At 71.1% G+C, this 18,413-nt stretch carries 21 protein-coding genes and 1 tRNA gene; 12 read left to right on the top strand and 10 right to left on the bottom strand.

The features are described from left to right. Nucleotides 1-656: acetyl-CoA C-acyltransferase (locus tag PMI01_RS08170; protein WP_035035319.1), on the top strand; the 656-nt coding region annotated here is incomplete at its 5' end. 237 nt (nucleotides 657-893) lie between these two features. Continuing rightward, the gene (locus PMI01_RS28045) at nucleotides 894-1,028 is read left to right on the top strand and encodes a hypothetical protein (RefSeq protein ID WP_007666622.1); all 135 of its coding nucleotides are present in this window, start codon (nucleotides 894-896) and stop codon (nucleotides 1,026-1,028) included. 8 nt (nucleotides 1,029-1,036) lie between these two features. Here the strand turns inward: PMI01_RS28045 and PMI01_RS08165 are convergent, their stop codons facing one another. Beyond that, the gene (locus PMI01_RS08165; RefSeq protein WP_007666621.1) at nucleotides 1,037-1,486 is read right to left on the bottom strand and encodes a COG3650 family protein; all 450 of its coding nucleotides are present in this window, start codon (nucleotides 1,484-1,486) and stop codon (nucleotides 1,037-1,039) included. Nucleotides 1,487-1,532: 46 nt separating this feature from the next. On the opposite strand from PMI01_RS08165, the gene PMI01_RS08160 reads away from it, so the two are divergent. The 4 genes from PMI01_RS08160 (at nucleotide 1,533) to PMI01_RS08145 (ending at nucleotide 5,415) form a co-directional block, all read left to right on the top strand. Next, a complete protein-coding gene (locus PMI01_RS08160) occupies nucleotides 1,533-2,675 on the top strand; it encodes a DNA cytosine methyltransferase (RefSeq protein WP_007666620.1) in 1,143 nt (380 codons plus the stop codon). An 82-nt stretch (nucleotides 2,676-2,757) separates the two neighbouring features. Continuing rightward, complete coding sequence (cysK, locus tag PMI01_RS08155; protein ID WP_007666619.1) at nucleotides 2,758-3,744, top strand: cysteine synthase A; 987 nt, start codon at nucleotides 2,758-2,760, stop codon at nucleotides 3,742-3,744. Nucleotides 3,745-3,757: 13 nt separating this feature from the next. Further along, nucleotides 3,758-4,960 (top strand): FAD-dependent oxidoreductase, encoded by a 1,203-nt coding sequence (locus tag PMI01_RS08150; protein WP_007666618.1) that lies wholly within the window; start codon nucleotides 3,758-3,760, stop codon nucleotides 4,958-4,960. After that, on the top strand, nucleotides 4,957-5,415 hold the full coding sequence (locus PMI01_RS08145) for a very short patch repair endonuclease (RefSeq protein WP_007666617.1): 459 nt from the start codon (nucleotides 4,957-4,959) through the stop codon (nucleotides 5,413-5,415). The genes PMI01_RS08150 and PMI01_RS08145 overlap by 4 nt, the downstream gene beginning before the upstream one ends. A gap of 90 nt (nucleotides 5,416-5,505) precedes the next feature. Here PMI01_RS08145 and PMI01_RS08140 read toward each other — a convergent pair whose 3' ends face one another. The 3 genes from PMI01_RS08140 to PMI01_RS08130 all read right to left on the bottom strand — a co-directional run bounded on the left by PMI01_RS08140 (nucleotide 5,506) and on the right by PMI01_RS08130 (nucleotide 8,043). Further along, entirely contained in the window at nucleotides 5,506-7,203 is a 1,698-nt protein-coding gene (locus tag PMI01_RS08140; RefSeq protein ID WP_007666616.1) for an ATP-binding protein, read from the bottom strand. Nucleotides 7,204-7,444: 241 nt separating this feature from the next. Next, nucleotides 7,445-7,735 (bottom strand): DUF167 family protein, encoded by a 291-nt coding sequence (locus PMI01_RS08135; protein WP_007666614.1) that lies wholly within the window; start codon nucleotides 7,733-7,735, stop codon nucleotides 7,445-7,447. A 5-nt stretch (nucleotides 7,736-7,740) separates the two neighbouring features. Then, the gene (locus PMI01_RS08130; protein ID WP_007666613.1) at nucleotides 7,741-8,043 is read right to left on the bottom strand and encodes a YggT family protein; all 303 of its coding nucleotides are present in this window, start codon (nucleotides 8,041-8,043) and stop codon (nucleotides 7,741-7,743) included. A gap of 116 nt (nucleotides 8,044-8,159) precedes the next feature. Between PMI01_RS08130 and PMI01_RS08125 the strand changes: the two genes are divergently transcribed. Further along, nucleotides 8,160-8,235 (top strand) — tRNA-Ala (locus PMI01_RS08125). A 91-nt stretch (nucleotides 8,236-8,326) separates the two neighbouring features. Here the strand turns inward: PMI01_RS08125 and rsmD are convergent. Together rsmD and PMI01_RS08115 are read right to left on the bottom strand one after the other, a co-directional pair. Beyond that, entirely contained in the window at nucleotides 8,327-8,890 is a 564-nt protein-coding gene (rsmD, locus tag PMI01_RS08120; protein WP_007666611.1) for a 16S rRNA (guanine(966)-N(2))-methyltransferase RsmD, read from the bottom strand. Nucleotides 8,891-8,895: 5 nt separating this feature from the next. After that, nucleotides 8,896-9,534, bottom strand: coding sequence for a TMEM175 family protein (locus PMI01_RS08115; protein WP_007666609.1), 639 nt, complete (start codon nucleotides 9,532-9,534; stop codon nucleotides 8,896-8,898). A gap of 126 nt (nucleotides 9,535-9,660) precedes the next feature. Between PMI01_RS08115 and PMI01_RS08110 the strand changes: the two genes are divergently transcribed. Next, on the top strand, nucleotides 9,661-10,599 hold the full coding sequence (locus PMI01_RS08110; RefSeq protein ID WP_007666607.1) for a CPBP family intramembrane glutamic endopeptidase: 939 nt from the start codon (nucleotides 9,661-9,663) through the stop codon (nucleotides 10,597-10,599). On the opposite strand, the gene PMI01_RS08105 is transcribed toward PMI01_RS08110, so the two are convergent. Next, nucleotides 10,596-11,267 (bottom strand): lysophospholipid acyltransferase family protein, encoded by a 672-nt coding sequence (locus PMI01_RS08105; protein ID WP_007666604.1) that lies wholly within the window; start codon nucleotides 11,265-11,267, stop codon nucleotides 10,596-10,598. The two genes, PMI01_RS08110 and PMI01_RS08105, sit on opposite strands and share 4 nt — an antisense overlap. Before the next feature lie 2 nt (nucleotides 11,268-11,269). Continuing rightward, nucleotides 11,270-12,244 carry a phosphatidate cytidylyltransferase gene (locus PMI01_RS08100; protein ID WP_007666601.1) on the bottom strand — a complete coding sequence of 325 codons (975 nt, stop codon included), beginning with the start codon at nucleotides 12,242-12,244 and terminating at the stop codon, nucleotides 11,270-11,272. A gap of 71 nt (nucleotides 12,245-12,315) precedes the next feature. Here PMI01_RS08100 and PMI01_RS08095 point away from each other — a divergent pair, with 71 nt between their 5' ends. Next, nucleotides 12,316-12,981, top strand: coding sequence for a CDP-alcohol phosphatidyltransferase family protein (locus PMI01_RS08095; RefSeq protein ID WP_007666600.1), 666 nt, complete (start codon nucleotides 12,316-12,318; stop codon nucleotides 12,979-12,981). 433 nt (nucleotides 12,982-13,414) lie between these two features. Here PMI01_RS08095 and PMI01_RS08090 read toward each other — a convergent pair whose 3' ends face one another. Next, nucleotides 13,415-14,887, bottom strand: a complete 1,473-nt coding sequence (locus PMI01_RS08090; protein WP_007666599.1) for a pseudouridine synthase — start codon at nucleotides 14,885-14,887, stop codon at nucleotides 13,415-13,417. 51 nt (nucleotides 14,888-14,938) lie between these two features. Here PMI01_RS08090 and PMI01_RS08085 point away from each other — a divergent pair, with 51 nt between their 5' ends. Further along, the gene (locus PMI01_RS08085; protein ID WP_007666598.1) at nucleotides 14,939-15,418 is read left to right on the top strand and encodes a nucleoside deaminase; all 480 of its coding nucleotides are present in this window, start codon (nucleotides 14,939-14,941) and stop codon (nucleotides 15,416-15,418) included. 139 nt (nucleotides 15,419-15,557) lie between these two features. On the opposite strand, the gene PMI01_RS08080 is transcribed toward PMI01_RS08085, so the two are convergent. Beyond that, nucleotides 15,558-15,968 (bottom strand): hypothetical protein, encoded by a 411-nt coding sequence (locus tag PMI01_RS08080; protein WP_007666597.1) that lies wholly within the window; start codon nucleotides 15,966-15,968, stop codon nucleotides 15,558-15,560. 117 nt (nucleotides 15,969-16,085) lie between these two features. On the opposite strand from PMI01_RS08080, the gene pseB reads away from it, so the two are divergent. Both pseB and pseC read left to right on the top strand, forming a co-directional pair. Continuing rightward, a complete protein-coding gene (pseB, locus tag PMI01_RS08075) occupies nucleotides 16,086-17,120 on the top strand; it encodes a UDP-N-acetylglucosamine 4,6-dehydratase (inverting) (RefSeq protein ID WP_007666596.1) in 1,035 nt (344 codons plus the stop codon). Continuing rightward, a complete protein-coding gene (gene pseC / locus PMI01_RS08070; protein WP_007666594.1) occupies nucleotides 17,120-18,292 on the top strand; it encodes a UDP-4-amino-4,6-dideoxy-N-acetyl-beta-L-altrosamine transaminase in 1,173 nt (390 codons plus the stop codon). The genes pseB and pseC overlap by 1 nt, the downstream gene beginning before the upstream one ends. Nucleotides 18,293-18,413 lie beyond the last annotated feature (121 nt).

Genomic DNA, 18,413 nt, shown 5'->3' with positions numbered 1-18,413 from the left:
GGATCGCGGCGGCGCAGGCCGCCGGCCTGTTCGACAACGAGATCGTGCCGATGGCCACCAAGATGAAGGTGGTCAACAAGGAGACCAAGGAAGAGAGCCTGGTCGACTACGTGGTCACCAAGGACGAGTGCAACCGTCCCGAGACCACCCTGGAAGGCCTGGCCAAGCTGGCCCCGGTGATGGGCGAGGGCAACTTCGTCACCGCCGGCAACGCCAGCCAGCTGTCGGACGGCGCCGCCGCCGTGGTGATCATGGACGCCAAGGAAGCCGCCCGCCGCAACCTCGAGCCCCTGGGCCTGTTCAAGGGCTTCGCCGTCGCCGGCTGCGAGCCCGACGAAATGGGCATCGGCCCGGTGTTCGCCGTGCCGCGCCTGCTGGAGCGCCACGGCCTGAAGGTCGACGACATCGACCTGTGGGAACTGAACGAGGCCTTCGCGTCGCAGTGCCTCTACAGCCGCGACCGCCTGGGCATCGACCCGGAGAAGTACAACGTCAACGGCGGCTCGATCGCCATCGGCCACCCCTTCGGCATGACCGGCGCCCGCTGCGCCGGCCACCTGCTGCTGGAAGGCAAGCGCCGCGGCGCCAAGCTGGGCGTGGTGACCATGTGCATCGGCGGCGGCATGGGCGCGGCGGGTCTGTTCGAGATCTTCTAGGACTGCGGACACAGACGGGGACACACACTCGCCCCTAGCGTTCGGGATCGATCTCGAGCGCTTCGAGGCGAGTGTGTGTCCCCTTCGACATTACCAGACGCCGCCGGGTTCGCGCCCGGCGGCGTCTTTCGTTTGGCCGCGTGACGACGGGGTCTTGAACGCCCGCGATCCGCAACCATCTTTGTTGCCGATCGTCCGCCGGAAGCGCGCGATCAGGAAAAAGCTGGATCCGCCGCCATGGCCGCCGTCAAGTCGCTGTTCGTCCTCGTCGCCGTCGCCGCCGTCTCGATCGGCCTGCTGCTGCCGGTCCCCGGCGCGCACCGCGACGTCAATGTTCAAGGCCAGTTCGAGATCATGGACGTGGCGAACTAGCCGTCGTCCTACGGCTTCGGTTGGGCCGCCAGTTCGGCCGGCGTCGCCGCGCAGCCCTTCAGCACCTCGCCGTTGAACGTCACCTCGGCCTGGTGGCTGTACTGGCGGTCCGACATGCCGTCCGAACAGGCCTCCGGCGTCAGCCTGATCACCAGGTGTCCGGAGCCCCAGACCCCGACGTCGCCCTCGACATGCACGCCGGTATTGGCCGCGCTGACCTCCGGCTGGTCGGGGCGCGACAGGCTGAGGCCGTCGGCGCGGATCTTGCCGCCCCAGAACGGCTCGGTTCCCACCAGGTTGAAGTCGCCGGAGAAGTCCGGACCCGGCGGAGCCGAGGCCGGCGCGTCGGCCGGGGCCGTCGACGCCCCCTCGGACGCGCCCATCGGGGCTTCCCCGCAGGCGGCGAGACCGGCCGCGAGCAGGGCGGCGGTCAGACAACAGGCGACGGAACGAAGCATGGCGGCGCTATCCCTGGCATGGCGGCTCACGCTAGACTCTCCGGCGATGAATCGGAACGCTTCTCCCGTCTTCTACGAGTTCTTCGCCGGCGGCGGCATGGCCCGCCTGGGCCTGGGCGGGGCGTGGACCTGCGCGTTCGCCAACGACTTCGACCCCGTGAAGGCCGCGACCTACCGCGACAACCACGCCGATGCGGGCTCTTCCAACGGCGAGGGGCACTTCCACGAAGGCGACGTCTGGAAGATCGCCCCCGCCGACCTGCCCGGCCAGGCCGACCTGGCCTGGGCCTCCAGCCCCTGCCAGGACTTCAGCCTGGCCGGCGCCCGCGCGGGCCTGCAGGGCGGCCGCTCCTCGGCCTTCTTCGGCTTCTGGAAGCTGATGGAGGCGCTGAGCGCCGAGGGCCGAGGCCCCGACACCGTGGTCGTCGAGAACGTGACCGGCCTGCTGACCTCGCACGGCGGCGCCGACTTCACCGCCCTGTGCCGGGCGCTCGCCGACCAGGGCTACCGGTTCGGAGCCCTGGAGATCGACGCCGCGCGCTTCACCCCGCAGTCGCGGCCACGGGTCTTCGTGGTCGCCACCCGCCGCCCCGTCGATGGCCTGACCGGTCCCAGCCCGTTCCAGACCCGCGCCGTCCGCGAGGCCCACGCCCGCCTGCCCGCCGACCTGCAAGGCCTGTGGACCTGGTGGGGCGTCGACGCCCCGCCGGCCCGCAACACCGACCTGGCCGCCCTGCTCGAACCCGACGACCAGGTCGCCTGGCGGACGGACGCCGCCACCCAGACCCTGCTGGACCTGATGGCCCCCGCCCACCGCGCCGCCGTCGAGGCCCGCCTGGCGTCGGGCCAGCGCGCGGTCGGCGCGGTGTTTCGCCGGATGCGCGGCGGCCAGCAGCGGGCCGAGGTGCGGTTCGACGGCCTGGCCGGCTGCCTGCGCACCCCACGCGGCGGCTCCTCGCGCCAGACCCTGCTGGTCATCGACGGCGGTCAGGCGCGCTCGCGCCTGATCACCCCGCGCGAGGGCGCCAGGCTGATGGGCCTGCCGGACACCTATCGCCTGCCCAGGAGCCAGACCGCCGGCCTGCACGTGATCGGCGACGGCGTGGCCGCGCCGGTGGTGCGCTGGCTGGCCGAGCGGCTGCTGTCTCCGCTGACCCTCAGGAAAACTGCGGCGATCGCCGCCGAATGACCCGCTGACACGTCAAATCCCACGGCCTAAGGTGGAAATAGACCCCAAGGGCCGGCCCCACCTCCTGCTAGCGAGACTTCCCATGGACGACGCCTCCTCGATCTACGACGCCGCGCGGTTCAAGCGCGCCGGGCGCGGCAAGATCTACGACTCCATCCTCGACACGGTCGGCGACACGCCGCTGATCCGCCTGCCCAACCTGACCGCCGAACTGAAGCCCAAGGGCACGGTCGTGGCCAAGCTGGAGTTCTTCAACCCGCTGGCCTCGGTCAAGGACCGCATCGGCGTGGCGATGGTGGAATATCTGGAGGCCAAGGGCCTGCTGAAGCCCGGCGGCACGATCGTCGAGCCGACCAGCGGCAACACCGGCATCGCCCTGGCCTTCGTTGCCGCCGCCAAGGGCTACAAGCTGACCCTGGTCATGCCCGAGAGCATGTCGATCGAGCGCCGCAAGATGCTGTTGCTGCTCGGCGCCAAGCTGGAGCTGACCCCGGCCGAGAAGGGCATGCGCGGCGCCGTGGCCCGCGCCCAGGAGATCATCGACGCCACCCCCGGCGCGGTGATGCCCCAGCAGTTCGAAAATACCGCCAACCCGCTGATCCACCGGGTCTCGACCGCCGAGGAGATCTGGAACGACACCGCCGGGGCGGTGGACGCCGTGGTCTCGGGCGTCGGCACCGGCGGCACCATCTCGGGCGTCGGCCAGGTGCTGAAGGGCCGCAAGCCAGGCCTGAAGATGGTGGCCGTCGAGCCGGAGGCCTCGGCCGTGCTGTCGGGCGGCGCGCCCGGCCCGCACAAGATCCAGGGCATCGGCGCCGGCTTCGTGCCGGGCATCCTCGATCGGGGGGTGATCGACGAGATCATCCAGGTGTCGAACGACGATAGCTTCGCCATGGCCCGCAAGGCCGCCGCCATCGAGGGCCTGCCGGTCGGCATCAGCTCGGGCGCGGCCCTGACCGCCGCCTTCGACCTGGCCCTGCGCGACGAGTACGCCGGCAAGCTGATCGTGGCGATCATCCCCAGCTTCGCCGAGCGCTACCTCTCGACGGCGCTGTTCGAAGGCCTCTGATCCTGGCGCACAGGTGAAAGTCGGCATCGTCGGCTGCGGGGTCGGCGGCATGGCCGCCGCCCTCGCCCTGGCGCGCGCCGGCCACCAGGTCACCCTGCTGGAGGCCTTCGAGGCCCCGCGCCCGCTGGGCTCGGGGTTGCTGCTTCAGCCCACCGGCCTGGCCGCCCTCCGGGCGCTGCGGCTCGACGAGCAGGTCCGCGCCGCCGGGGCCGTGGTCGGCAGGCTGGAGGGCAAGGACAGCCGCGACCGACGGGTGATGGACCTCGACTACAACGACTGGAAGCCTGGCGCCCACGGGGTCGGCATCCATCGCGGCGTGCTGTTCCAGACCCTGCACGACGCCCTGCCGGAGGCGGGCGTCGAGGTGGTCACCGGCGCGCGCGTCGTCCGGGTCGAGACCCCCGCCCGGCCGATCCTGCACGACGCCGCCGGCCGGACGTTCGGCCCCTTCGACCTGGCGGTGGTCGCCGACGGCTCGGCCTCGCCGCTGCGCGCCGCCCTGCGCCCCAAGGCCCGCGCGCCGGTCTATCCCTGGGGCGCGGTCTGGACCCACGTGGCCGATCCGGGCGACCGGTTCGGCGGCGCCCTGCGGCAGGTCTACCACCGCGCCGAGGTGATGGTCGGGGCCCTGCCGGTCGGCCGCGATCCGGACGGGACCACGCCGCGCGGCCTGGCGCTGTTCTGGTCCGTGCCGGTGGCCGGGCTGGACGGGTTCCTGGCGGGAGACTTCGCCGCCTGGCGGGACCAGCGCCTCACGCCGCTGTGGCCCGACCTCGCCGCCCTGCTCGCCGAACGCGACGACTGGAGCGGCTTCTCCAAGGCCCTCTATCGCGACGTCTCGGTCGGCCGCTGGAACCACGGCGCCTGCACCCTGCTGGGCGACGCCGCCCACGGCACCAGCCCGCAGCTGGGCCAGGGCGCCAACCTGGCCCTGGTAGACGCCGTCGAGCTGGTCGAGCGGCTGGGCCGCGACAACCGGCCCGTCGCCGTCAGCCTCGGCGCCTGGCAGGCCGACCGCCGGCGCCACACCGCCCTCTACCAGGTGGCCTCCAAGGCCCTGACGCCGCTGTTCCAGTCGCACGGCGGCTTCTGGCCGACGGTGCGCGACTGGCTGTTCACCCCGCTGTCGGGCCTGCCCGGCGCGCGGCAGGTGGCGGCGTGGCTGCTGACCGGGACCCTGCGCCTGGGCCGCTTCCCGCGCGTTACGAGGCCATGACAGACGTCTACGACCCCGCCAAGCGCTCGGCGGTGATGGCCCGGGTCAAGAGCCAGGGCACCAAGCCGGAGCAGCTGATCCGCCGGGTCCTCACCGACCTGGGCGCGCGCTACCGCCTGCACCGCAAGGACCTGCCCGGCTCGCCGGACGTGGTCATGCCGGGGCGCAAGCTGGCGATCTTCGTCCACGGCTGCTTCTGGCACGGCCACGACTGCGCGCGCGGGGCGCGGGTCCCCAAGGCCAACCGCGAATACTGGCTGGCGAAGGTGGCGCGGAACACGGCGCGGGACGGGCGCAATGTCGGCGACCTCGGCGCGATGGGGTGGCGGGTCGAGACGGTGTGGGAGTGCCAGATGAAGGACCGGGAGGCGTTGCGGGCGCGGCTGGCGGTGCTACTCGCGGAGACGGCGCCCTTGCCCCCACCTGACCGCTCCGCGGTCTGTCCGCCCCCATAGGGGGCGGAGCCGCACGGCGCTGGCGGCAGGGCTCTTCCCCCTTTGGGGGAAGACGGCCGAAGGCCCGTAGGGGGCAAGTGCGCGGGTAACCTAAGCCGCCGCCCGCGCCGCGCCCGCCGGCAGCACCTCGCTCAGCGCCGCGTGCAGCCGGCTGGGGTCGATCGGCTTGGCCACGTGGGCGTTCATGCCGGCCGCGCGGCAGGCCTCCCAGTCCTTGGGCGTGGCCGAGGCGGTGACGGCGATCACCGGGATGTCGCGGTTGGGACCCTCGCTCGCCCGCAGCTGCCGCGTCGCCTCGCGGCCGTCCATGCCGGGCATGTAGACGTCCATCAGCAGCACGTCGAACACCTCCGAGCCCAGCAGCTCCAACGCCCGCTCGCCGGACTCGGCCAGGGTGGGCTGGATGCCGAACGACTGCAGGACCAGCTCGAGGGCCCGGCGGTTGACCACGTGGTCGTCGACCACCAGCACCCGCGCCCCGTCGATCGCCGCGCCGCCGGCCCGGTCGCCTTCGGCCTCGGACGGCTCGACCAGAATCTCCAGGCGGAAGCGCGAGCCCTTGCCGGGCTTGCTGGTCACCGTCAGGTCGCCGCCCATCAGCCGGGCCAGTTCGCGGCTGATCACCAGGCCCAGGCCCGAACCGCCGTGCTCGCGCACCACGGCCGAGGTCAGCTGGTCGAACGGCGTGAACAGCCGGCCCAGCTGCTGGTCCGACAGGCCCGGCCCGGTGTCGGCCACGACGGCCTCGAACAGCATCCGCCCGCCGTCCTCGCGCACCGCCAGGCGCACGGTGACCGCGCCCGACGCGGTGAACTTGATGGCGTTGGACAGCAGGTTGTTGAGCACCTGGCGCAGGCGCATGGAATCGCCCGCGACCCACCGCGGCAGGTGCGCCGCGCCCTCGACCCGCAGGCGCAGGCCCTTCTTCTGGGCGTCGGGACGCCACAGGCGCAGGGTGTCGGCCATCGCCTGGCGCAGGTCGAACGGAGCCTTCTCGACCGCCATCCGCCCGGCGTCGAGCCGCGACAGGTCCAGCAGGTCGTTGAGCAGGGTGCGCATCATGCCTCCGGCGTCGCCGATCAGCTGGGCGTGGAGCTTGGAGGCGGCGTCGGACGCGTCGCCGTGCAGGCGGGCGGCGCCGGCCAGGATGGCGCTGATCGGGGTGCGCAGCTCGTGGCTGATCATCGCCACGAAGGCCGACTTGGCCGCCACCGCCTCCTCGGCCTCATGACGCCGGCGCTCGGCCTCGTCCTTGGCGGCGGCCTCGGCCGTCAGCGCCTTTTCCAGGGTGCGGCTGGCCACCGCCACCGAGACGATCAGCAGGACGACGCCGAACCACAGGGCGTTGGCCAGGGGGGCGTCGGGATTGGCCACCCGGGCCACCAGCGGCACGATCAGCAGATAGGCCACGTGCGGCGCGGCGGCCGAGATCGTCGCCGACCGCAGGCTGCCGTTGACGACGACGACGTTGAGCAGCGCCCCGGCCAGCAACAGGCCGCCCAGGGTCGGGGCGAAGCGCTCCTGCGAGGCGAACAGCGGCAGCGACACGAAGCCGAAGATCGTCGAGGTCACGGCCGGCATCACCGCCATCGCGGCCCGCCGCCAGTCGCGGACCCCGGTTTCCAGCCCCCGGCTCAGCCACAGCTCCAGCAGCTGAGCCGCCGCGTAGACGCCGGCCCAGGTCCAGATCCAGGCCATGCCGACGAAGACGTGCAGGATCAGGGCGATGATCAGCGTGGCCAGGACGCGCAGGAAGGTATTGCCCCGACGCGCGATCGCGACCCTCATCTCCCCCGATCGATTTTCCGTGCTGCCCACGCCGCCCCCGGGGTGACCGCGCGGCCCCCGCCGCGCCAGAAATAGCCCATAGCATGAAACGCCTAGGCTAAGAGGTGATGAAAGAACGTGATTCTTTCACCGTCCATCGGCGTCCGCCAGACAGGACATGCCCTTGATCGGCGCCAAGGGTGGGAGATTCAGGTCGCGCTCGCGGTCGGGGTGAGACTCGCGAGCGCCTTGCTCCGCCGGGTCAGCGGCCGGCCGCGGGCGGCGGGCCCAGGACCTTGTCCAGCGACGACGGGTCGCAACCGGTGATGTCGATCAGCTTGAGCCGGGCCCCGGCCCCGGACGCCAGGGTCAGGGCCGATTTCGGCAGGCCCAGGGCCTTGGCCAGGAAGGCCAGCAGGGCGGCGTTGGCCGCGCCCTCGACCGGCGGGGCGGCCACCCGCACCTTCAGATAGGGACGGCCCTCGCCGTCGACCGCCCAGCCGTCGATCGCCTCGCGCCCGCCGCGCGGGGTGAGGCGGACCGCCAGGCGCACGGGCCTCAGCCCAGCACGTAGAGCGGCGGGGCCAGGTAGACGTTGAACAGGATGCGGATCACGGTCAGCGCCAGCCAGGCGACAACCGGGCTGAAATCGATCCCGCCCAGCGGCGGCACCACGCGCTGGATCGGGCGCAGCACCGGATCGGTGACACGCTCCAGCATGGTCAGGACCTGATAGACGAAGTGATTGCGGGTGTTGATGATATCGAACTGCACCAGCCAGCCGACGATCGCCCGGGCAAAGATGAAGAAGATGGCCAGGCCGATGACGGTGTTGACCAACCAGACGATAGCCGAGCCCATGGGTGTTCCCTACGTGACGATCCAGACACGCATGTAGCGCTTCGCCCCCATCGCGCCAAGGACCGCAACACCGCGCTTGACGCGTCCGCCGCCCCGCCGTATCTCCGCGCTTCCTTGGGGCCGTAGCTCAGATGGTAGAGCGCCTCGTTCGCAATGAGGAGGTCAGGGGTTCGATTCCCCTCGGCTCCACCAATCCCTCAGCGGATTGGATTGCCCCAGGAAAATCCAGACTTTAGGCGGCCCGCCGGAACCGCGGCGCGGGCCCCGGCGATCGTTCGCGCCCCTACCCCAGCCGGAAGAAGAACACCCGCGCCGCGCCGTAGTCGCGGGCGTCGAGCCGTTCGAAGCCCGCGGGGGCCGGGTCGGGTTCGTCGCGGCCGCGTTCGAACATCACGATCGCGCCGGGAGCCAGCCAGCCGCCGGCGATCAGCTGGGCCAGGGCCTTCTCGCCCAGGCCCCTGGCGTAGGGCGGGTCGAGGAAGGCGAGGTTGAACGGCCCGCCGGCGCTGGCCGGGGGAAGGCCCAGGTCGGTGGCGTCGCGGCGGTGCACGCGGGTCTGGCCGAACAGGCTGAAGGCGTCGACGTTCTCGCGGATCGCGCCGCGCGCCGCGTCGTCGGTCTCGACGAACAGGCAGAAGGCCGCGCCGCGCGAGAGCGCCTCCAGGCCCAGGGCCCCGGAGCCGGCGAACAGGTCGATCACCCGCGCGCCGTGCAGCGGCGGCGCCCAGGCGGCGTGCTCCAGGATGTTGAACACCGCCTGGCGGGCGCGGTCGGAGGTCGGACGGGTGGTGTCGCCGGGCGGGGTGGCGATGGCCTTGCCGCGATACTGGCCGGAAACGATGCGCACGCTGTCTAGTCCTCGGCCGTCTGGGGAATCAGGGGGCTGGCGCCCCGGCTCATCAGCCGGTTGACGGTGGTCAGGCCGGCGACGATGACGGCGATCCCCAGCCAGCCCCAGGGCGTGCGGGTCATGATGCTGAGGAAGGTCAGGCCGCACATCAGTCCGGGCAACAGCGCCACGCGCAGCAGGACGTAGATCTTCTCCGCCGCCCCCATGGGCTCGGTCAGCTGGCCGGGGAAGGCCGCGTAGGCCCAGGCGACGGCGTGCGCCACGCCAATCGAGGCGACCAGCCCGACATAGACCACCACCGCCGAGGCCGCGCCGGCCTCCCACAGCAGTTCGGTGGTCAGGGGCAGCAGCGCCAGGAGGCCAAGCATCAGCAGGTTCAGGATGTCGAGGGTCCCGTCGGCCTTGCGCAGGCGCGAGAAGGTGCGGCGGTGGCTGATCCAGTAGATGCCGATCACCCCGAAACTGACGGCGTAGGCCATCAGCTTGGTCTGCATCTGGGCGAACAGGTCGGCGACGCCCGTCCAGTGCTCGGGCGGGTGAATCTCGATGGCCAGAAGGGTGATGGCGATGGCGAACACCGCGTCCGAGAACAGGATCAGACGATGGAGGTGTTGCTCTTCCTTGGTGGTGATCGTGCTCATGTTCGCCCCGCATTTGGCTCCGATGTGTGCCGCGCGCGAGCGATCGCGGCAAGTCGCCTGTTGAGCGGCTTGCGTCCCGGGCGGCGAGCGCCTAGCGATGAGCCAGGGTCTGGATCGGGAACGACGGTGCTAGCAGAGCTTCAACGGTCAGCGTTCCTGGACGACCTGACGCCGGCCGACCGGCGCGTTGGCCGTATCCTGCTGACCTTGCCGATCGGCGTGATCGCGGCGCTGCTGGCGGCCCTGATCGGCGGCGTCGTGGTGTTCGTGGCCTTCGCGATCGCCGGCGGCGGGGCCGATGCGGCCGAACGGCTGATGACCATGGTCGGCCAGGCGGCCGTCCCGGTCGGGCTGACGGCGACGGCGTTCGTGCTGTGCCTGCTGGCCTTCGCCAACGGCGGCATGGCCCTGGCCTTCACCGGCATCGCGGCGCTGCTGCACCATCGCAAGCTGGGTTCCTACTTCACCGCCGCGCCGCGCTTTCGCTGGCGACTGCTGCTGCTGGGCCTGGGCCTGTTCTTCGCCGTTCTCGGGCCGTTGCTGCTGGCCTCGGCGGCGCTCGATCCCAAGGCGCCCGGCGCGCCGATCCTGGCCGTCAGCCAGGGCCTGGGCGGGCGACTGGCCTATCTGGTGATCGTGGTGGCCCTGCTGCTGGTCGCCGCGGCCGCCGAGGAGCTGGTGTTCCGCGGTTGGCTGCTGAAGGTCACCGGGGCTTTCGTCCGCGACCCGCGCGTCGTGCTGCTGCTGAGCGGCGTGCTGTTTTCCGCGATCCATTTCGACCCCAATCTCGACGCCTTCCTGATGCGGCTGGCCATGGGCATGGGCCTGGCCTGGATGACGCTGCGGCTGGGCGGGACCGAATTCGCCATCGGGGCCCACGCGGCCAACAACATCCTGATCCTGCTGTTCATCCAGCCGATGTCGCTGAAGCCGGACGCCGCGCACGCCTTCCCGCCGGAGACCCTGGTGATCGCGCCGCTGATGCTGGCCGGCTATGTGGCCATGGCCGAGATCGTCGCGCGCTGGGCGCCGCTGCGGCGCTGGGGCCGGGTGGCGGTGGCCTAGGACCAGCGCAGCGGCGGGGCCTGTTCCTTCAACGCCAGCAGCGCCGCGCGCAGCTTGGCCATGAAGGCGGGACGTTCGCCGCTCCAGGCCAGGGGCTCGCCGACCAGCACCGCGCAGTTCAGCGGCACGGGGATGGTCTCGCCCTTGGGCAGGACGCGGCCGGCGCCCTGAATCCAGACGGGGATGACCGGCGCGTCGGGGAAGGCCTCGGCCAGCCGCGCGACCCCGCTCTTCAGCTGGCCCATGCCGTCACCCGCCTTGTCATTGGCCCCATCACCGCGCGTGCCCTCGGGAAACACCACCACGATGTCGCCGGCCGCCAGGGCGGCGCGGGCGGGGGCCAGCACGTCTTCGTCAACTCCACTCGGTCTTTGGCCAGCCTTCAGCCGCGCCACCGGCACGATGCCGATCGCGTGGCGCGAGAACCAGCCGATCACCGGGTCCTTGAGGAAATAGTCGGCCGCCGCCGCCGGCCGCACCCGCGCCAGGGCCCGCGACGGGAAGATGGCCAGCAGCAACAGGGTGTCGACGTGGCTGGAGTGGTTGGCCGCGACGATCGCGGGCCCCTTCAGCGGCAGGCGCTCGCGGCCGGTCACGTCGGCCCCGGTCATGAACAGGGCCAGCGGCCGGGCCACCAGGATCAGCAGCAGGAAGCGAAGCCAGCGCATGGTCAGAACTTACTCAACGCGAACAGCGCCAGCAGGTGGAAATAGAGCGGCGCGGTGAAGGTCAGGCTGTCGGCGCGGTCCAGCACCCCGCCGTGGCCGGGGATGGCGTGGGAGGTGTCCTTGACGCCGATGTCGCGCTTGACCGCGCTCATGGTCACGTCGCCGGCGAAACCGGCCACCGGCAGGGTCACGGCCACCACCGCCAGGCCCAGCCCGGCCAGCGGCGTGAACACCGGGCCCAGGAACCAGATCAGCAGGCCGGTCGCCAGCCAGCCGCCGAGGAAGCCCTCCCAGGTCTTGTTGGGGCTGACGGTGGGCGCGATCTTGCGGCGACCGAAAAGCTTGCCGAACACGTACTGGGCCACGTCGTTGAACTCGGTGACCAGCAGCAGGAAGAACACCAGGCCGGCGGCCCCAGCCGGCAGGCGCTCGGCGTCGGGCGCGCGCATCAGGAAGGCGGCGAAACCCAGGTTGTAGACGCAGGTCACCAGGCCCCAGTGGAAGGTGGCGGCGGTGGTCAGGAAGCCGCGCGTCTGGCCCAGCATGGCCATCAGGAACGGCAGGCCCAGGAAGGCCCAGACCGGGATGAACACCAGGTAGAACATGTAGCGGTCGGCGGCGATGAAGCCGTAGGCGGCGACCAGGACCAGATAGGCCGCCAGGATCGCCGGCCGGTCCTCGCGGCGGATCGGGGCCAGGGACAGGAACTCGCGCAGGGCCATGAACGAGATCAGGGCGAAGACCACGACGGTGGCCTGCCAGCCGGCCAGCAGCGCCCCGGCCAGCAGGGCGACCATCACCCACCAGCTGGCGATGCGCTGGCGCAGTTCGAGATAGGACTTGTCGGGCCGCAGGGCGGTCAGCACGGTCGCCACCAGGCCGGCGACGCCCAGCAGGATCACCACGCCGGCCAGGCCCGCCAGCAGGGCGGGCGGCTGGGCGGCGAGGAAGGCGCGAAGGGTCGGAAGGATGGCCATGCAACTCCTGGCGGCGAACCCTTTCAGCTATAGCCTAGTTCTCGCGACCGACGAGTGATCTGGAGCGCCGCATGACCGACGACCTCGACAACCGCCGTCCCCTGGCGGTCCGCGACGCCGCCTTCGCCCGGTGGCTGGCGCGGCGGCTGGCCGACGCCAAGGCCAGCCCCGATACGATCTCGGCGATGAGCGTCGCCTTCGCCCTGCTGGGCGGGACGCTGATCATGGTGTCGGGGGTGTTCGAGGGTTTCGTGCGGGGCCTGGCGCTGATCGCGGCGGCGCTGTGCGTCCAGGCGCGGCTGCTGTGCAACCTGCTGGACGGCATGGTGGCGGTCGAGCACGGCCGGGCCAGTCCCGCCGGTCCGGTGTGGAACGAGCTGCCCGACCGGGTGGCCGACGTGCTGCTGCTGGCCGGGGCCGGCTACGGCGCCTGGACGGCCGGTCTGGACGGCGGCGCCGCCCTGGGCTGGATCGCCGCCGTGCTGGCGGTGCTGACCGCCTATGTTCGCGAGCTGGGCCGGGGACTGGGCCAGCCCGCCGACTTCTCCGGCCCGATGGCCAAGCAGCACCGGATGGCGGCGCTGACCGTGACCTGCGTGGTCTCGGCCGTCGAGCCGCTGTGGGGCGGCAAGGGCCAGATGATCCTGGTGGGCTTGCTGGTGATCGCGGCGGGGACGCTGGTCACCGTCGCGCGGCGGACGCGGAATCTGGCGCGGGGGCTTAGGGAGCGAGGCTAGCGATCCCATTTCAACCGTCCAAGGATAGGGCGGCCAAGCTGTGATTATGCTTTTGCCAAAACGAGAGTTGCCATGGAACTCAAGCGCCAACCAATCACAACTGCTCCCAAGAGCGGTCAGTGCATAACACTATTCGGTTCCGGCCATGTTGCCGTCGGTTATTGGTCCAAAACGGCCTCTACCTCCGAGCCCTTGAAAACAGGAGCTTGGTGCGAAGAAGGTGGTGGCCAGCTCGGCTTTGAGCCGGAGGAGTGGATTGACTATGGGAACTAGAAACTAGGGAGATATCGATCGACCTAGAGTTCATTACTGACTTCAAATAGCTGCGACTCCGAAAGACTGGATAGGATGCTGACGGGGACACACAAGTGTGTGCCCCCGATCGCTGCGCTACAAGGCCCGGGATGACGGTGGTTTAAAGGTTTGGCGAAAGCTACCGCTTGCCGCGCGGCGGGGCCGAACCGCCCGGACGCGCGCCGCCCGGCTTGCCGCCGGGACGCGGCGCGCCCTTGGCTCCGTCCGAACGCGCCCCGGCCGACTTGGCCATGCCGGGCTTGGACCACACCTTGCCGGGTTCGCCGGGCTTGCCCGCGCCCGCCGCCTTGACCGTGCTCGGCTTGCCGCCCGGACGCACCGCGCCGGGCTTGCCGGCCGGCTTGCCGAAACCCTCGGCCTCCAGCGGCTTGTAGCCGTTGGCCCGCAGGGCGCCGGGCTTGGGCTTCGCAGGCCGCGCCTCCTTGCCGCTGGCCGCGCGTTTGTCGGCCGCGTTCTTGTCGGCCAGGCCCTTGTCGCGCACCCGCTTGGCGGCCGCGTCGCGGAAGGGCAGCGGCTTGGGGCCGATCATCTTGCTTTCGAGCGACTTCTTGGCATGGCGCGGCGCGTTCTCGCGGCCGGCGATCACCGGCTTCTTCTTGGGCTTGGCCCAGCCGGGCTTGCGCACCAGCTTGGTCTCCTCGACCACCTCCTCGGGCAGGACGAGGGCCGACTGGGTCAGCTTGCCGGCCCGCGGCACGCCGCGCCGCTGGGCCTCGCCGCCGCCGGCCGTGCCGGGGGCCTTCAGCGGATCGGCCACGCCGACGAACTGCGGCTTGTCGCCCTTGGGCATGTTGCCTTCCGCCACGATGCCTTCCAGCAACTCGCGGATCACCCGGGGTCCGACCTCTTCGACCTGGCCCGGCAGCAGCGTGCCCAGGGCGAAGGGGCCGTAGGACAGGCGGATCAGGCGGTTGACCTTCAGGCCCAGCGCCTCGAGCACCCGCCGCACTTCGCGGTTCTTGCCCTCGCTCAGCGTCAGGGTGATCCAGATGTTCTTGCCGCCGCCGGCCTTTTCCTGGGCCTTGTCGAGGCGGGCCTCGATCGAACCGTAGCGCACGCCCTCGACGGTGATGCCGTCCTTCAGCCGATCCAGCTTGGCCTGGGTGGTGTCACCGAACGCGCGGGCCCGGTAGCGGCGCACCCAGGCGTTCTGCGGCATCTCCAGGGCCCGCGACAGCGCGCCGTCGTTGGTCAGCAGCAGCAGGCCCTCGGAATTGAGGTCCAGGCGGCCGACCGAGATCAGCCGGGGCAGGTCCCTGGGCAGGGCCTGGAACACCGTGGGGCGCTGCTTGGGATCGTTGTGGGTGGTCATCAGCCCGGTGGGCTTGTGATAGCGGAACACCCGCGTCGCCTCGGGCTCGTCGATCATCTTGCCGTCGACGGTCAGGATGTCGCCGGGCCGGACCTTGACGGCCGGGGTGGTCAGGACCGTGCCGTTCAGCGAAACCCGGCCGTCCTCGATCAGCCGCTCGACCTCGCGGCGCGAGGCCACGCCCGACCGCGCCAGGGCCTTGGCGACGCGATCGCCGCCCTCGTCGTCTTGACCGGGAATGGCGTTGTCATGCAGGTGGGGCTGGTATTTGTCGGTCATTGCCGGGTCCTTCAAGGGGCTGGGCGCATCTCACGATGGGCGGTTTTCCTAATGCGCACCGATCCGGGCGAGGATCAAGACGCCCAGGCCATGGCGCTGGCCCTCGACGAGGCGCGGGCCGCCGCCGCGCGGGGCGAGACGCCGGTCGGGGCGGTGATCCTCGACCCCGCCACCGGCCAGATCCTGGCCCGGGCCGGCAACGGGCCGATCGGCGCGCATGACCCCACCGCCCACGCCGAGATCGCCGCGATCCGCATGGCCGCCGCGCACTTGCGCAACTACCGCCTGACCGACCTGACCCTGGTGGTGACCCTGGAGCCCTGCGCCATGTGCGCCGGGGCGATCAGCCACGCGCGGATCGGCCGGGTGGTGTTCGGGGCCGAGGACCCCAAGGGCGGGGCGGTGGTCCACGGCCCGAAGTTCTTCGCCCAGCCCACCTGCCACTGGCGGCCGGAGGTCACCGGCGGGGTGATGGCCCAGGAGAGCGCGGACCTGCTGCGGGGGTTCTTTCGGGAACGGCGGAAGAAGTAGGGCGCCTTCCACGAGAGCCGACACTCGGTTTGGATTGCGATCCAGGGCCCGGTTTCGGGCTGGATGTCGACAGCCGTTCTCGACCCTGAGCGGCCATTCGGATCCCTCTCTCATGGAGAGAGGGATTTATCGCGCGCCCTTAGTTCACCATCGCCGAACCCAGCAGCACCTTGGAGCCCTTGCGGCCCAGCACCTTGTCGGCGGCCTCCTGCATCTGGCCGCCCAGATAGTCCAGGTTGGGCGCCGCGCCGCGCGGCAGGCCGGCGGTGTAGGTCATCAGCACCTGGGCGAAGGCGGCGCGCAGGCGCGGCTCCGACTGCCGGGCCCGCTCCATCAGCTTGGGGTCCAGGGCCTCGACCCCGGCCTCGACGATCATGACCCCGCGCCGGCCGTCGCGGCGGATGGCGGTCGCCGTCAGCGGCTGCAGGGCGAAATAGGTCGAGGGCGCTTCGGCCTTCTTCGCCTCGTTGCCGCCGGCCAGGGCGGGCGGAGCGGCGAGGCTGGCGGCGGCCAGCAGCGACAGGACGGGGATGAGGAGGGCGCGGCGCATGACGCCTTTTGCCACGACGTGGTTGACGTCCTCTTTACGTCTGGCGCGCACAAAGGGGCGTTAACCATGAATCGCCCCGCGCGCGGTACGTCGCGGCGGGCGCGCAGGAGGCTGAACTTGGGGCGTTTTTCACCGAAGAACCTCGATCTGGACGGCAAGGTCATCCTGGTGACCGGCGGCACCGGCTCGTTCGGCCGTCGTTTCATCGAAACGGTTCTGCGGACATCGAATCCGCGCAAGGTGATCATCTATTCGCGCGACGAATTGAAGCAGAGCGACATGCAGATGGAGCTGCGCGAGCAGTTCGACGACGCCGTCTACGGCAAGCTGCGGTTCTTCATCGGCGACGTGCGCGACCGCCAGCGCCTGACCCTGGCCCTGCGGGGGGTCGACATCGTCATCCACGCCGCCGCCCTCAAGCAGGTGCCGGCCGCCGAATACAATCCGTCCGAGTGCATCCACACCAACATCATGGGCGCCGAGAACGTGGTCTGGGCCAGCCTGACCAACCACGTGCAGCAGGTGGTGGCTCTGTCGACCGACAAGGCCTGCAACCCGATCAACCTGTATGGCGCGACCAAGCTGGCCTCGGACAAGACCTTCGTGGCGGCCAACAACCTGTCGGGCGACATCGGCACCCGCTTCGCCGTGGTCCGCTACGGCAACGTCGTGGGGTCGCGCGGCAGCGTCGTGCCGCTGTACAAGCGCCTGCTCAGCCAGGGGGCCACCGAACTGCCGGTCACCGACGCGCGGATGACCCGGTTCTGGATCACCCTCAACGAGGGCGTGGCCTTCGTGCTGTCGTCGCTGGAACTGATGCGCGGCGGCGAGATCTTCGTGCCGAAGATCCCGTCGATGACCATGCCCGACCTGGTCAAGGCGATGTCGCCGACGGCCGGGGTCAAGATCGTCGGCATCCGCCCGGGCGAGAAGCTGCACGAGATGATGATCAGCGCCGACGACGCCCGCGCCACCGTCGAGCTGGCCGACCGCTACGTGATCGAGCCGACCTTCGTGGAATATCCCCGCGACCGCTTCGGGCCGGCCGATGGCGCCAAGCCGGTGGACGAGGGCTTCAGCTACAGCAGCGACAACAACGACGACTGGCTCAGCGAGGACGGCCTCAACGCCATGCTGGCCGAGAAGGCCTGATGGCGGCGGCGGAGGTCCCCTTCCTCCCCTATGGTCGCCAGACCATCGAGGACGACGACGTGGCGGCGGTGGCGGCGGCCCTGCGCGCCGACTTCCTGACCACCGGCCCGACGGTCGAGGCCTTCGAGGCGGCCTTCAAGCAAAAGGTCGGGGCCGGGCACGCCGTCGCCGTGGCCAACGGCACCGCCACCCTGCACCTGGCCATGCTGGCCCTGGGGATCGGCGAAGGCGACGTCTGCATCGCCCCCTCGGTCACCTTTCTGGCCACCGCCAACTGCGCCCGCTACGTCGGGGCCGAGGTGGTGTTCGCCGACGTCGATCGGGGTAGCGGCCTGATGACCCCCGACACCCTGGCCGAGGCGCTCGGCCGGGCGGGCGACCGCCGGGTGCGGGCCGTGCTGCCGGTCCACCTGCGCGGCGACGTCTGCGACCTGCCGGCCCTGAAGGCCATGGCCAGCGCGGCCGGGGCGGTGCTGGTCGAGGACGCGCCCCACGCCCTGGGTTCGGCGGGCACGTTCGACGGCGCTCGCCACCCGGTCGGCGACGGGGCCTATTCGGCGTTCGCCAGCTTCTCGTTCCACCCGGTCAAGACCCTGGCCACCGGCGAGGGCGGCATGCTGACCACCAACGACACCGCCCTGGCGGCCCGGGCCCGGTCCCTGCGCAGCCACGGCATGGTCCGTCCGGCCGGCGCCGAGCCATGGGTCTACGAAATGCCGGAGCTGGGCTTCAACTACCGCATCCCCGACGTGCTCTGCGCCCTGGGGATCTCCCAGCTGGCCAAGCTGGACCGCTTCGTGGCCCGGCGACGTGAGCTGACGGCGCTCTACGCCGAGCGCCTGGCCGCCCTGGCGCCGACGGTGAAACTGGCGGACAGCCCGGCCTGGTCCGACCCGGCCCTGCACCTGCTGACCGTGCTGATCGACTTCGAAGCCGCCAGCACGACGCGCCGCGCGGTGGTCGAGGCGCTGAAGGCGCGGGGGATCGGCAGCCAGGTCCACTACATCCCGGTGCACCGCCAGCCCTACTACCAGGCCCGCTACGGCGCCCTGGACCTGCCGGGCGCGGACGCCTGGTACGCCCGCTGCCTGACCCTGCCGCTGTATCCGACCATGGCCGACGGCGACGTGGACCGGGTGGTCGAGGCGCTGGCGGGGACGCTGGGGCGATAAGCGCACGGAACCCCTCTCTCTTTGAGAGAGGGAGGGGCCCGCCGCCGAAGGCGGTGGGAGGGTGAGAGGTTTCACCGCTTCCGGAAAATCCCGGACCCCTGTCGTGATCGGCTCAAGTCGC

The sequence above is a fragment of the Caulobacter sp. AP07 genome (genome assembly GCF_000281955.1).
Taxonomy (GTDB): Bacteria; Pseudomonadota; Alphaproteobacteria; order Caulobacterales; family Caulobacteraceae; genus Caulobacter.
Note: the sequence above shows the minus strand (reverse complement) of the source record. Positions and strands in the feature narration are given on the sequence as shown.